The following is a 14,394-nucleotide window of genomic DNA, read 5'->3' on the forward strand; positions in this document are numbered from 1 at the left end:
TATTAATCAATTATTTCCTGAATACACTTTAAAGCTTTTATCCCTGTTTCAGTTATTAAATAATACCCATCTTGTTTAATTATTAAATTATTTTTTAATAGTATCTTTAGATGAAAATTCAACTTTGTATGATCACTAAAATCTAATTTTCTAACAATTTCCATAAATTTCATCCGTTTTTCTTTAAGCAACAATTGCACAATATTTCGCCTAATATTATTTGAAAGACAATACAAAATTTCATCTAATTCATAACACATACATTCTTTATTTATAAATTTTAACTCTTCCAATGTTTTCATTATCTTGACTAAAAGTTCATCAAATTTAAAAGGCTTTGCAATAAAATCATTCGCCCCATTTTTAATTGCATCTACTGCTAAATCATAAGTTGGAAATGCAGTCATTAGAATTATCCTTATTAACTTATCTGTTGTTCTTATCCTTTTCACAAAATTTACACCATCTATTTGAGGCATTAAATAATCTAACAATAACACCTTTGGATTTTCATATTCTAATATTTCTAATGCTTTATCAGGATCAGAACATGTAAATACTGTAAAATCTTGATCTTCAAATAATTCTTTTAAATTATTAAGCAATTGTTCATCATCATCTAAAATCAATATTTTATTCATCTTTGTTTCCTCGGTAACCTAACCCTAACTATTGTTCCTTTTCCAACCTCAGATTCAACTTTTATTTCTCCATTATGGAGTTTAGCAATATTATAACAAATATACAATCCCATACCAGTACCTAAATTAGGCCCTTTTGTAGTAAAAAATGGATCAAAAATCTTATCTAAAATATCTTGAGGAATTCCCGTACCATTATCTACAATCTCTATAAAAACATTCTCCTTATCACAATATGCAATAACTTCAATTAAGCCATTATCATCAATAGCATCAAAAGCATTCAAAATCAGGTTTATAATTAATTCCTCTATTTTATGAGGGATACACTCAAAATTACAATCCTCTTTAACAAAAATTTTGATTTGTTTCTTCCTTTTATGATTACCTATAAATATTAATGAGTTATTAACGATACTATCTATATTTACATTTTGAAACTTTAAATTATCATTTTTAGAAAATAACAATAGTTCCTTAGCAATAAGTGAAGCTCTATCAATATTTGCCTCAAGCATACACAATTTATCAAGTAACTTAGAATCTTGAGGGACTTTTTTTCTAATCAGCTCCAATGTTAATGATGCATTTGTCAAGGGTGTATTTATTTCATGTGCAATCCCCATAGCCAACCTTCCCAAAGAAGTTAATCTTTCATTTAAGGCTATATTCTTAAGCTTTTGCTCAACCTTTTTAATAAATTCAATATCAAAAATTTTTAAAAACCTAAATAAAAAGAAAAAAATCAAAATAGCAACAAAACTCCTATACACAATCACATTAAATAAGCCTATTTTACTATCTGTGGAGAACAACCCACCTACCAATGAATAAATAATAAATAAAATTCCACATATTCTTAAATTATAATACGCATCATACAGGCTCTTTTTATAATTTATCGAAATTATAAACATTGAAATTCCACTCAAAAAAGCTGCAGAAAACCCCAAAAATAATCTTATTAAAAATTCACTGTCAAAATAAAGAGATAAATTATAAATAGCAAATCCCAAAAACAATATTAATAAAATTAATAATGTAGTTTTTTTTTCTATTTAAGTTAATTTTCAAAAGATACAAAAAAAGCTTTACTGCAAATATCAATAAAAATGAATATGACAAATACAATAAAAGATATTTAAAAACATACCATTTTTGCAATTCTTGATTAATCATAAATTTCATATTAAAAAACAGATATAGCTCGATCCACTCATGAAAGCCATGTATAATTGCAAAAATAGCTAAATAGTTTAAATCGTAAAGAAAATCCAATTTACTAAAACTTTTATCTTTTAATAATATGGAAAAACCTAATACAAAAAAAGACAAACCATAAAAAATATAAATAATAAACTCATAAAACATAATTAATCATATTTTATATATAAATATAAGTCAATTTTTTGTTGACAACTGAACTAAAAGTAATATTTTTGCTGGCATGCATAAATTAGGTTTTTCAAAAGAAAGTCTAAAAATGTATATTTTTTTGCTGCTACTCACTTTAGCAGCTTATTCAGGCCTGCAGGGGTGGAGAACTCTATTTAATAATTTTGCTGTTGAAGTAGCTAATCTCAATGGTTTTCAAATCGGGATAATTCAGGCTGTTAGAGAAATCCCAGGATTTTTAGCGTTATTGATAATTTATCTTTTATTAATTTTTGCAGAACATAGACTCGCTTCTTATTCAATTATAATTTTAGGTATTGGTATTGCATTGACAGGGTATCTTCCTACATTTTACGGAATTATATTAACTACTATAATCATGTCTTTTGGTTTTCATTATTTTGAAACCCTTAATCAATCATTGACATTACAATATTTTTCCACATCAGAATCACCACTTGTTTTTGCAAAACTCAGATCCATAGCATCTCTAACAAATATAGCAATTGGTGTCTTACTATTTATTATTGCAAGATATTTTTCTTATAAAACTATTTTTTTAGCTATTGGTTTAACTATAATACTTTTAGGTTTATCTACTTTATTTTTTGATCCCACAAGAAAAGACCTACCTGTCCAGCGAAAAAAGATGATATTCAGAAAAAAATATTGGTTATTTTATACTCTTACCTTATTTGCAGGAGCAAGAAGACAAATATTTGTTGCCTTTTCTGTTTTCTTGCTTGTAAAAAAATTTCATTACTCAGTTGTTGAAATTTCTGCACTTTTCGTTTTGAATAATCTAATAAACTATTTTTTAAACCCATTAATAGGAAAGGCAATAAATAAATTTGGTGAAAGAAAAGTCTTAAGTTTAGAATATTTCTCACTTATATTTATATTCCTTGCTTATGCATATTCAAACTCAAAACTTGTTGTAGGATTTATGTATGTGCTCGATCACATATTCTTTAATTTTGCAATAGCTATCAGAACCTTTTTTCAAAAAATAGCTGACCCAAAAGACATTGCGCCAAGTATGGCTGTTGGTTTTACTATAAATCACATTGCAGCAGTTATCTTTCCTGTTATTGGTGGTATTTTATGGAGTATAAGTTATAAAATATCTTTTATTATGGGTGCAATCTTAAGTCTAATCTCATTAATATTTACTCAATTAATTGATAAAGAAATAAATAAATTTAATGCCTCTACTAAGTGATTCTCAAAACTTCACCATAAAACTTGTTCATAAGTGATTCTTTACATGTAAATAAGAAGATTTGACGATATTTAGATATCTCTTTTAAAGTTTCAATAAATAAATTTTCTCTTTCCTCATCAAAATTAGCAGTAACTTCATCAAAAAATAGCGGTAACTTGAACTCGTCATCTATAAAGTCAATAAATGCAAGCCTTAAAGCCAAAAATAGCTGATCCCTTGTCCCTGTTGATAATTGACTGATATCTTTTATTTGATAATTCAAATCCTCTATAAAATAGTGCCCGCTATAATCTGTTATGATTTTCTCATATCTATTTTTAGTAAAACTTGAGAAATAATTAGATGCACTCTTTAATATTTCAGGTTGATATTCCTTTTCAAAACGCTTTAATGTATTATCCAGAATAGAATAAGCACCTAAATATTCCAGATACAAATTTATATTTTCACTGAGCATATTTTTTAATCTTTCCAATCTTTCCTCTTTCTCACTCAAATCGGTTTTATCTATAAAAACATTTAGTTTACCTTCAATTTCAGATTTAGACTTTAATAATTCCTCAACTTTTTCCTGATTAGTTATAATTTTTTGATCTATTCCCTTTATCTCACTTTCTAAATAGTATTTATCAACCCCTTCAATCTTTTTCATATATTCAATAAAAGTTATTCCAAATAGACTTTCAAATTTATGTTGTCTTGCTTTAAATTCCTCCTCCATCTTTAAGAGCTCTTTTTTGTGCTCAAACCCTTCTTTAATTTCATCTACTGATTTTACATTTAATATTTTAAAAATATCATTTAACTCTTCTTTCAACCAATCTTTTCTAATTTGTAATCTACTCCTTTTTTCCATCAAAATTTTCCTATCAGTTTCTAACTTCTGCTTATAATTTGATTGAGCTAATAATGTTTTTATAACCGAATTAAAATCAGATTTTTCCAAATCTATATTTAGCTCCAAAGACAGTTGTTTAAACTTTTTAAATTTATCAAGCTTTACATTTACTTTCTCAATCTCATCCAAAATTTTTTTCCTATTTTCCAAATCATTTAATAATTCTAAAATCTCTTTTTTCTCATCAAAACCATATTTAGATATTTCATCTTCAGCATTTTTTATTGTATTTTTGACTTGGTTGCATTCATTTAATAAATCTTTTGTTTCTTTATTTACCAATCTGTTTTTATAGAAAAGAAACGATATTATTGATGTAAAAATAAATACAAACCCTATTTTAAGCCAATTATTATCTTTAGTAAAAAATACTGATAAAACTGCCAATAAAACTAATACAACTATTATTAATCTATTCATCTTTACATTTTTCAAATTTAGATTAATATTTTTTTCAATCTCGTTTAATTTGGCAAACCCATTATCCCTTTGCTTTATTAATTTTAATAGTTCATCCTTGGATGGAAGGTCTTCAAAATCTTTTTTGTGTTTAAGTTCATCAAATTTATCTTTTAGTTCAGCTTCATTAAAATCACCTATTTCTGCTTGTAAATTAACCATCTCTAAAAGTTTCTTTTCATCTACCATAAGGCTATTTTTTTCTATGAGCTCGTTTAAAGTAGAAATTTCGATTTCAATATTATTGAGATCTCTATCTATATCTTCCAATTCTTGATAGAGTTTTTCTACTTTTAAGTAATCTTTTTCGCTAACTAAAACTGATTTTTTTAAACTAACAATTCTCTCTTCAAGATATTTTGTATCTAAATAGTAGTCAAATGGTGCTAAAAGCTCCTTTTTTGACTCTAAATCTTTTTTCAATTTATAAATTTCATTCTTATATGTATTAATTTCCCTTTCTAAAGTATTTAATAAAGCATATTCTTCATCAAAATCAGCTATACGACTTTTTAACTCCTGTATCTCTTTTTCTAATTTTGCACACTCGAGCAACAAACTATTTATTTTAGGATTTTTACCTCTCTCTTTAAATAAAGAGCCTATTATTTTTTCCAAATCTTTCTTTATTGTTGAAACTTTTAAAAAATCCTTTAAGCCTGTAGCCTGCAATAAAAAATCTTTTTTACTATCTAAATGGGTTAGATAATCAAATGATATTAATTCTTCAATATTTACCGAAAAACTGTTTTTAAAAGTAAGATAATCCACCTTACTTTGTATATTTTTTAAAATTAAATCATCAGGAAGCACTTTTACATTTGATTTTTCGATATAAATTTCACATTTTGAGCTATTTATTTCAAAATCAGCTTTTGCTGTTATAAACTCGATAAACCATGGTTTTGCATTTTTTTCAAAAGGGTAAAACAAATATCTAAAAAGATTTAAAAGTGTAGTTTTCCCTGATTCATTTGCACCAAATATAACATTTAAACCCTTATCAAAACTAAATTCAATATCGAATACATTATCTACTTTGGCACTTAGCTTACCAATAAACACTATTTCATCAACCTCGATATCAGCAAATTAAAAGCCTTCTTTTTTACTTTCTCGATATTAACATCTAAATCATACTTATTTATAACTTTTCTCAATTTATCATTTATGCTAAATTCAAATTTCCTAAATTCCTCTTCTAATATTTTGTAAAAAGGTGTGTTAAGCTCTTCACTTTCGGCTTTAACTATCAAACTGTCTATATCAATATCAACGATATTTTGCAGATTATCGAGCAGTTCACTTTTATTCAAAATCAAATTTTCGTAAACATCTGCATTAATTTCCCCTGTAAATATAACTTTGTAAAATAAATTATCATTCTCCAAATCCATTAACAAGGTTTCTACATCATTAAAATTAAAATGAGTATTTACATTTAACACCTTTTCATCAATATAAAAATTTAAAGGGTGCTTTTTAACGGCAAATTTCTCATTTTCACATTCTACTATATTTACATATCTTTGCCCCACCTCATTTTTTCTAACTGGCAAAGGTGAGCCAGGATATGAGACAATTTTATTATCAAACTCATGTAAAAAATAGTTATGTATATGCCCCAAAGCAAAATAACAGTTAGCCTCAAATTTACTCAATTGATCTATGGAAATAGGGAAATAATTTTCATGATCACTAACTAGATCGACCAGATTACAATGCATCAAAACAACAGAATTTTTATAAAAGTAATCTTTGTCCAAATTATTATATGGATTTTTAGAAGGGTTTTTATAATCAAAAGAACATCCATATATTTTTATATCGCCCTCTGCAAAAGAATTTATACCTTCATTATCAAATACTTTAAAGTTTGGTTCCGATAAAATAAAAGACAAAAAGGTTTTAGAATATAAATCATGATTCCCAGCTATATAATAAAAATTAATATGAGAATTTTGTTTAATTAGTTTTTTAAATAGTAATCTATATCTATATTCGATATAATTATTATTAAAAATATCACCACATAGTAAAACAAAATCAATATTTTCTTTTTCGATAATCTCACTAATGTTATTTAAGAAATTTGAATAAATATAATATGAATCATACTCTTTTAAAAAATCTAAAGGGCGTCCTAAATGTAAATCAGCTAAATGAAGAAACCTTATACATCCCAAAAAGTCGTACCCTGGTCAGTAATAATCTCTTCTAATAAATCTACATTTTCTTTCTTGATACAATCTTTTGTAAAGCATTTACATTTAGTTAAAACAACATCTTCAATAAACACAGGAGACTTTGTCCTAAGTGATAAAGCAATAGCATCAGATGGCCTACAATCAATACATTTTACGCTTTCACCGTTCAATAAATACAAAGAAGCTTTAAAAATACCATCATCATAATCTTCTATTATAACTTTTTCTACTTTGACATTTTCTAAAGCGGCTAAAATACCTGAAATAAAATCATAAGTCATAGGTCGTGGAGGGACAATACTATTTAATTCTGTATAAATAGCTTCAGCCTCAAAAACACCTATTTTGATAGGTAAATAATACCCATCCATCGTTTCAAGAATTAAGATATATCTTGAAGTTAAAGGATCTTTAACTACACATTTAACAGTTGCTTCTTTCATTAAAAATTACCTCCCAACATATTCTAACACTTTAGCTAATAATGAATTTTTCTTAGCCTCAACTATTTCAACTTTTACAATATCACCTATATTTAATTTATGATTTGATAAAATATTTACAACCTTATTTTGCCTATTTCTGCCAGAAAATTGATTTTCATCTTTTTTACTTTTACCTTCAATCAAAACTTCTTGAATCTTGCCCACATAAGATTTATTTATCTTTTCAGTAATTTTAGATTGTAAGTTAAGCAATTCATTCAATCTCCTGCTCTTTTCTTCATCACTAACATTATCATCAAAACTGCTTGCCTTAGTTTTTGGTCTTGGAGAATATTTAAATGCAAAGATTGATTCATATTTAATCTCACTAATAGCTTTTAATGTCTGCTCAAAGTCATCATCTTCTTCGCCAGGAAAACCTACAATAAAATCAGAAGAAAGTGCCAAAGAAGGGATAAGCTCTTTTGCTTTAAATACCTTTTCTTTATATTCTTCATAAGTATATTTTCTGTTCATCAGCTTTAAAATTTTATTTGAACCAGCCTGCAACGGCAAATGGAGATATTCACACACCTTATGTAAATCTCTCATGGCAAAAATTAACTCATCATCAAAATCTTTTGGATGAGAAGTTACAAATCTAATCCTCTCCAAACCATTTATATCATTTACAAGATATAAAAGTTGAGGGAAATTAATCTTTTCATCCAAACCCTTACCATAAGAATTTACATTCTGACCAAGCAGAGTAACTTCTTTGACACCATTATCTACCAAATATTTTATTTCATCCAAAATTTCAGATGGTTTTCTACTCTTTTCTCTTCCACGAACATAAGGAACAATACAATAAGAACAAAAATTATCACACCCTTTCATTATTGTTACAAAAGCGGAAACCTGTTTGCTCCTTGAAAAAACAGGGATAGTTAACTCATCTTCACCTTCATTGGTATCACAAATTCGCTCCCCTTGCTCCACCAAATCGATTAATGAATGCAATCTACTTATAGCAGATGTCCCAAAAACCAAATCTACATAATCAAACCTTTCGAGAAACTTTTCTCCATCTTGCTGTGCTACACACCCACAAACAGCAATCTTAAAATTTGGATTTTTTAATTTTATTTTTTTTAATCTACCCAGTTCACTTTCAACTTTATGATAAGGTTTTTCTCTTACACTACAAGTATTTATAACAGCAAAATCAGCACTTTCAACATTTTCAGTCAAAAAATAGCCTCTTTCCTCAAATACTGCAGCAATCCTTTCAGAATCATATTCATTCATTTGACAACCAAAGGTTTTTATAAAAAGCTTCATTTAGCCTCCATTTTTTGGTTATTTAATAATAAACTGTTCAAAATTTTCAATTCTTTTTGTGCTTCCTGATACTTCGGATGGGTTTTATCTACCTTAGACAACCAGTAAATAGCATCGTTAATATATGTTTTATCCTCACTCCCCTTATGGGACATAATATATATAAATCTTTCTTCCCCTATTTTATATGCAAAATCCATCTTTAATTTTTTTACTCTTTCATCTTCTACACCTAATTTTTCCAAATACTCATAAGCACCTATATAATCACCTTTTGCAGATAAAGTAAGAGCTTTATCAATGTATTTTTGTGGTATAATTTTCTCATATTTTGAAATCTCAAAATTTAATTCCTTCAAAAGCTTATCAACTTCTTCTTTAATAGGCACATCTGGAGGGATATTTATCAAAAGTTCATACGCTCTGGCAATTCTATCTTTAGCAGTTTCATAATCCTCTATAAAATATGCTTTTTTAGCTTCTTGATAAAACTTTTTTGCTGTTTTAAAATCATTTTCAGCTTTAATAATTTTATATACTTTTGATTTTAGTATTAACGATTTTTTATTAAATTTATAATAACTCAAAGATTTTAAAACTTTTTCGTAGGCTTCATAATACTTTTTTTGCTCATAAAGTTTTTCTGCTTCTCTATAATATTTATAAGTTTCACTTTTAAGATAAAATATTATCGATGCAACAGCAATTACAATCAATAACAACAATAAAATAACAACCCTTAACTTCATTTCATCAGCTCTTTAAGTCTTTCAATAATTTTTGGATCTTTAATCTTCTTATACACAACCTTTGCAGATTTCAAATCATTCAACAGCAAATAAGCCAGCACCTTGTAATAAGCTGCTTCATCACTTTTATCATCCGACAGCATCAGTATTATCTCTTTAGCCTTTTCATCCGCTAATAGATTTTCTGCAATCTCATATCTATTTTTGCAGTCTTTTAACTGTGAAATCGATACAGCATCATACTTATAAGCAGTGTATCCATATTTACACTTTATTTCTTTTGACTTTTTACTCCACAAAATATAGCTTTGTTTAAAGCTTTTCTTATCACCATTTTCAAGCCTACATGCTAAAGAAACATCAAAATATTCTTCACCCTTTCTATCAAAACATTTATCTATCAAATCGCAGTCAACAGATAGCCCCAATCTTTTTTGTGCATTATAAGCTCTACAATAATTAATATTTGAAACTTTATATTTTTTTCTATTTATTTCAAAGCTTTTCAAAAAAGAATTATAATTTTTTAATTCCCATACCCTTTCCAAAGCTAAATTTACCATATCGCTATCTTTGTACACTTTGTAAATATCCCAAAAAATGTCATAAATTTTATTTTTATAGAAAAACAGAGCAAAATGTTTCTTCAGCTTTTTATCCATTTTCTTGATATTAATATATTTAAAATGCTTAGCAGCTTCATTGGGTAAATCTTTAAGTTTAACCAACAAAGTCAATCTCAAATCATAATTCATTTTTATTTTTAGCGCTTTATTAGAAATAGCTTTATCCACATTGCATTCTGTTTTGAGATAACCTTTCAAAGTATATAAACTAAAATTTTCCAACAAATAGCTTTTACCTTTTTCACAATCATTTTGAGATAAGATATAGACTTTATCCTGCTTAATCTTGCTGTAATCCAGCCTTTTATCTTCTACCTGCAATAAGTCATCTATCAGTTTTGATGCTTGAGTATAATTTTTTTCTTTCATATATATCTGATACAGCAAATATTTAGAAAATATTATTTTTTTATCATCTTTTGCATTTTTTAAATAATCTTCTAAGCTAACTTTTGACAAATCAAAAAGATGATCTTTGAAAGCGGATACACCCAATAAATAATCTGTAATATCCTCATCAGCATGCACAAAAGAAAAAGAGCATATCAATATTACAACTACAATTAATCTTTTAAACATTCTGCAACAACCTCAACTGGATGTAATACCTTCTTATCAGAGATATGCTCAATCTGTATTCTACATGTTGGACAATCTGTCAATACACTTTCACAACCTGATTTAGAAATTTTTTGAGCCAAATCCCTACCTATATCCATACTCAAATCATAGTTGTCAGCACTCATCCCCCAACTTCCTGCTATTCCACAACAATGTGAATTCAAATTAACCACATCCAAACCAATCTTACCTTTTAATAACTCCAGTGAGCTATTAGCATATTTTTGCACTTTTAGATGGCAAGGCATGTGATAAGCAAACTTTTTATCAACATTTTCAAAATTTAATTTCTCAATATTATCATTTATCAATTTGGTTATATGCACCATTTTATTTTTTATTTCATGAATTTCATCATTATTTAGTAAATAACCCCACTCTTTCATCAGCGAAAGCCCACAAGATGAGCAAGACACAACAATATAATCCACATCTTTTATCAGATTACCCCATTTATTCAGATTCTTCTCAACACTTTTCCTAGCTTTATTTACCATCCCCTTAGTTAACATTGGCAAACCACAACAATGTTGATCAGGAACTAATACCTTAAAACCTAATTTTTCTAACACTTTAATCGTTGATAAACCGATATTTGTCTCAATATACCCTGCATAACAACCAGAAAAGTAAAGCACAGAGCTTTCACCAGCTCCAACTTCTCTATTTACCTGCTCAAATAAAGATTTTGTATCAAACGCGATAAACTCACGCTCTTCAGCCAGACCAGTAAACAGTTCATTCAGCTTTCTGCTAATACCTGGCTTCATAATTTTGGCCAATAAAGGGGATATTTTTCTTGTATATCTTGCAGCTAATTCAACATTCACAAGCAATTTTTTTGTAATATCCGTTCCATATTTTTTTACATATTGACTTCTAGCTTCCAAAGCTATTTTAGGAATATTTACATTTGAAGGACACTCCCTTTCACAGCTTCCACAATTTACACAATGATCTATCACATATTGGAAGGCACTCTCATATAATGATTTATCATCAATAGCTCCACTAATCAAAGCCCTCAAAATGTTTGCCTTTGCCTTTGGAGCAGCTGCTTCATCCCTTGTAAATTTATAAATTGGGCACATTCTTGTTGCTGTGGTAACTGTTGTACATTTCGAACATCCATGACACTTTTCCACTTCATTAACAAACCCTTCTTCCCACACCAACAATTTATCTGTTAGATCTTTACTTCTATAATCTTTACCAAACCTTAAAAACTTTTTCATTTGATAAGGGTCAGAGTTAGTTATTATTTCAGGATTTAAAATATTCCCTTCATCAAGAATTGATTTTACAGTTTTAAACAGAGGATAAATTTTTGGATACTGTTTTGAAACATAATAACTTCTAATTCTTCCATCCCCATGCTCTCCTGATATTGCGCCACCCAAAGAATTAACAAGCTCGAAAACTTCATCAGTTAATATTTTTAAATAATCAATATCATGTGGATCTTTCAAATTTAAAAGAGGTCTTGTGTGCAAAAGACCTTTAGCAATGTGTCCATAGATTACAAAATCAATTTTATGTTTTTCCAATAAACCATATAAACCTTGAAAATATTCCACCAATTTATCAGTAGGGACAGCCGCATCCTCAATTAGTGCCAAAATCTTCTTTTCCCCTTTTAACTTATACAATATTGGCACTGCAGCTTTTCTTATAGCCCAAAACTTATCCTTTTCTTCCTGGCTGACGGCAAGAAAAGAGCTGTTTGTCAACCCCTCTCTATCTATCAAATCTTTGGCATTTTTAGCCAGCATCTCCACTTCATCTTTATCATAAGAATCAAACTCAATTAACAAAACATTATCCACACCATCAGGAATTTTATCTTTCAACTGCTCATCGTTTTCCTTTGCAATTTTAAGCAAAGATTTATCCATAATTTCGATGCCACTCGGTTTCATAGGAAGTATCATTTGCACAGCTTTTGCACTTGAAATAATATCATCAAAATACGCTACAACTAAACCATCAAAAGTAGGTTTTGGTATAATTCTAAACTTGAGTTTTGTTGCAATACCTAAAGTCCCTTCTGCACCGCAAAACAACTTATTCAAAAATAAACTATTATCCTTTACAAGCCCTCTTAAATTGTATCCAGTAACATTGTATTTGACCTTTGGGTATGCTGATTCAATATCATCACTATATTTTGTATAAAGATGATAAAGTTTTTTAAATTTATCATCCAGCTCATCAAACGATTTTGAATATATTTCATTTAAGTTAATCTTTTCTCCACTACTCAAAATTATATCAGCATCAAGCACATAATCAGAAACATTTCCATACTTTACAGAGTGAGCACCACTGGCATTTGTACCAAACATCCCACCAAACGATGCATATTCTCCACTAGATGGGTCAGGTGGGAAAAAATAACCTTTATCTTTTAAAATTGCTTCAAGCTCACCAAATCTATAACCAGGCTCACATACAAAATACCCTTCATCCAAATTTAATTCTAATATCCTGTTCATATACTTTGTAAAATCTATAACAATACCTTTCCCAATGGCAGAGCCACAAAGCCCACTTCCAGCTCCTCTTGGATGAACAGTCAATCCATACTTTTGAGCAAATTTTACAATATTAACTACATCTTCTTCATCTTTTGGATAAACTACGCATGATGGCTCAACTCTATAAATACTACCATCAGTAGAATGCATATACCTTCTAAGTTTATCCGTATAAACATCCCCTTTTACAGACTCATGAAGTTCATCAAAAATATTATCTGTTAAGTATGGCATTGTCATCTCCTTACAATTTAGCTGTTGTGGTTAGCTAAAATATAACCATTAAACCACAAAAGTAAAGTTTAACATTAACCAAAATTAGATTGAATATTCATATTTTATCAGATAAATTAATTTTATGTTAAATAACATACTACCAATTTTTTTAACAATACTTTTTGGAAATTTTTTAAAAAAAGTAAAACTAATCGATGAAATTTTTATCTCAAAAGCAAATAAGCTAATTTTTTATATCCTTCTTCCACTTTTACTCTTTTACAAAATAGCAAAATCCGATTTTAATAAGACCTTTGACATAAAATATATTTTAATCATGTATTTTTCTTTTATTATTTTGATTATTTTAGCAATCCCGATTCTCAAGTTATTAAAAACTAATAAAAGTGATATTGGCACATTTTTGATGAACAGCTTTAGAGGAAATTATGCTTATGTGGGCTTACCTGTGAGCTACTTTAGTTTTGGTGATAAGGGGCTGGTTATAGCAAGTATTTACATGGCATTTATAGTGCCTGTTGTAAATTTACTTTCAGTTATTGTCCTTTCATTCTCATCCGAGAAATCATCATCAAAGAAAGAAGTATTTTATCAAATAGTCTTCAACCCTTTGGCAATAGGTTGTATATTTGGCATCCTTTTTTCGTTATTAAAAATCGATATACCCATTGCTATTGACAGATTTTTATCAATAAACAGCTCTGCAACTCTCCCATTAGCCCTGCTTTCTATCGGTGCAACAATCAATCTACAAAAATTAGGCAACTCTTTTAAGTTATCACTAATAAACACATTATTTAAGCTAATTATTTTACCAGTACTAGGTTTTATAATTTTATTTTTGACAAAAACACCTATAAGTTTGCATGCAAAAATTATGATAATTCTATTAGCAGCACCTGCTGCAACAGTAAATTTTGTATTAGCAAAAGAAATGGGAGGAAATGAAAACTTAAGCGCAAGTACGATTATTCTATCAACAATACTTTCCTTTTTCAGCTATTTAGTTTACTTAACATTATTACAATAA

The 14,394-nt window shown here is 28.1% G+C and carries 12 protein-coding genes; 2 read left to right on the top strand and 10 right to left on the bottom strand.

What is annotated here, in order from left to right:
* Positions 1 to 2 precede the first annotated feature (2 nt).
* The 3 genes from OWM07_RS07565 to OWM07_RS07575 are packed head-to-tail and all read right to left on the bottom strand — an operon-like array spanning position 3 to position 2,012.
* On the bottom strand, positions 3 to 641 hold the full coding sequence (locus tag OWM07_RS07565; protein ID WP_423303078.1) for a response regulator: 639 nt from the start codon (positions 639 to 641) through the stop codon (positions 3 to 5).
* A complete protein-coding gene (locus tag OWM07_RS07570) occupies positions 638 to 1,663 on the bottom strand; it encodes a sensor histidine kinase (protein ID WP_423303079.1) in 1,026 nt (341 codons plus the stop codon). Before OWM07_RS07570 ends, OWM07_RS07565 begins: the two co-directional genes overlap by 4 nt.
* Complete coding sequence (locus OWM07_RS07575) at positions 1,638 to 2,012, bottom strand: hypothetical protein (RefSeq protein ID WP_423303080.1); 375 nt, start codon at positions 2,010 to 2,012, stop codon at positions 1,638 to 1,640. The genes OWM07_RS07570 and OWM07_RS07575 overlap by 26 nt, the downstream gene beginning before the upstream one ends.
* A 76-nt stretch (positions 2,013 to 2,088) precedes the next feature.
* On the opposite strand from OWM07_RS07575, the gene OWM07_RS07580 reads away from it, so the two are divergent.
* Positions 2,089 to 3,258, top strand: a complete 1,170-nt coding sequence (locus tag OWM07_RS07580; protein ID WP_423303081.1) for an MFS transporter — start codon at positions 2,089 to 2,091, stop codon at positions 3,256 to 3,258.
* On the opposite strand, the gene OWM07_RS07585 is transcribed toward OWM07_RS07580, so the two are convergent.
* The 7 genes from OWM07_RS07585 to OWM07_RS07615 are packed head-to-tail and all read right to left on the bottom strand — an operon-like array spanning position 3,251 to position 13,361.
* Entirely contained in the window at positions 3,251 to 5,683 is a 2,433-nt protein-coding gene (locus OWM07_RS07585) for an AAA family ATPase (RefSeq protein ID WP_423303082.1), read from the bottom strand. The two genes, OWM07_RS07580 and OWM07_RS07585, sit on opposite strands and share 8 nt — an antisense overlap.
* On the bottom strand, positions 5,683 to 6,804 hold the full coding sequence (locus tag OWM07_RS07590; RefSeq protein ID WP_423303083.1) for a metallophosphoesterase family protein: 1,122 nt from the start codon (positions 6,802 to 6,804) through the stop codon (positions 5,683 to 5,685). The genes OWM07_RS07585 and OWM07_RS07590 overlap by 1 nt, the downstream gene beginning before the upstream one ends.
* The gene (locus OWM07_RS07595) at positions 6,792 to 7,268 is read right to left on the bottom strand and encodes a bifunctional nuclease family protein (protein WP_423303084.1); all 477 of its coding nucleotides are present in this window, start codon (positions 7,266 to 7,268) and stop codon (positions 6,792 to 6,794) included. Before OWM07_RS07595 ends, OWM07_RS07590 begins: the two co-directional genes overlap by 13 nt.
* Before the next feature lie 6 nt (positions 7,269 to 7,274).
* On the bottom strand, positions 7,275 to 8,594 hold the full coding sequence (gene miaB, locus OWM07_RS07600) for a tRNA (N6-isopentenyl adenosine(37)-C2)-methylthiotransferase MiaB (protein ID WP_423303085.1): 1,320 nt from the start codon (positions 8,592 to 8,594) through the stop codon (positions 7,275 to 7,277).
* Positions 8,591 to 9,343 carry a hypothetical protein gene (locus tag OWM07_RS07605; protein ID WP_423303086.1) on the bottom strand — a complete coding sequence of 251 codons (753 nt, stop codon included), beginning with the start codon at positions 9,341 to 9,343 and terminating at the stop codon, positions 8,591 to 8,593. Before OWM07_RS07605 ends, miaB begins: the two co-directional genes overlap by 4 nt.
* Positions 9,340 to 10,548, bottom strand: coding sequence for a hypothetical protein (locus OWM07_RS07610; RefSeq protein WP_423303088.1), 1,209 nt, complete (start codon positions 10,546 to 10,548; stop codon positions 9,340 to 9,342). Before OWM07_RS07610 ends, OWM07_RS07605 begins: the two co-directional genes overlap by 4 nt.
* Entirely contained in the window at positions 10,533 to 13,361 is a 2,829-nt protein-coding gene (locus OWM07_RS07615; RefSeq protein ID WP_423303089.1) for an anaerobic glycerol-3-phosphate dehydrogenase subunit C, read from the bottom strand. Before OWM07_RS07615 ends, OWM07_RS07610 begins: the two co-directional genes overlap by 16 nt.
* Positions 13,362 to 13,485: 124 nt before the next feature.
* Here OWM07_RS07615 and OWM07_RS07620 point away from each other — a divergent pair, with 124 nt between their 5' ends.
* Positions 13,486 to 14,394 carry an AEC family transporter gene (locus OWM07_RS07620; RefSeq protein ID WP_423303091.1) on the top strand — a complete coding sequence of 303 codons (909 nt, stop codon included), beginning with the start codon at positions 13,486 to 13,488 and terminating at the stop codon, positions 14,392 to 14,394.

Origin of the sequence: Deferribacter thermophilus, from assembly GCF_049472675.1 — a bacterium.
Lineage (GTDB): Bacteria > Chrysiogenota > Deferribacteres > Deferribacterales > Deferribacteraceae > Deferribacter > Deferribacter thermophilus.

What these genes read in the sequence shown, in the direction of transcription:
- OWM07_RS07565 (WP_423303078.1), bottom strand. Translation starts at nt 641, where the DNA reads ATGAATAAAATATTGATTTTAGATGATGATGAACAATTGCTTAATAAT.
- OWM07_RS07575 (WP_423303080.1), bottom strand. Translation starts at nt 2,012, where the DNA reads ATGTTTTATGAGTTTATTATTTATATTTTTTATGGTTTGTCTTTTTTT.
- OWM07_RS07580 (WP_423303081.1), top strand. Translation starts at nt 2,089, where the DNA reads ATGCATAAATTAGGTTTTTCAAAAGAAAGTCTAAAAATGTATATTTTT.
- OWM07_RS07595 (WP_423303084.1), bottom strand. Translation starts at nt 7,268, where the DNA reads ATGAAAGAAGCAACTGTTAAATGTGTAGTTAAAGATCCTTTAACTTCA.
- miaB (WP_423303085.1), bottom strand. Translation starts at nt 8,594, where the DNA reads ATGAAGCTTTTTATAAAAACCTTTGGTTGTCAAATGAATGAATATGAT.
- OWM07_RS07605 (WP_423303086.1), bottom strand. Translation starts at nt 9,343, where the DNA reads ATGAAGTTAAGGGTTGTTATTTTATTGTTGTTATTGATTGTAATTGCT.
- OWM07_RS07610 (WP_423303088.1), bottom strand. Translation starts at nt 10,548, where the DNA reads ATGTTTAAAAGATTAATTGTAGTTGTAATATTGATATGCTCTTTTTCT.
- OWM07_RS07615 (WP_423303089.1), bottom strand. Translation starts at nt 13,361, where the DNA reads ATGCCATACTTAACAGATAATATTTTTGATGAACTTCATGAGTCTGTA.
- OWM07_RS07620 (WP_423303091.1), top strand. Translation starts at nt 13,486, where the DNA reads ATGTTAAATAACATACTACCAATTTTTTTAACAATACTTTTTGGAAAT.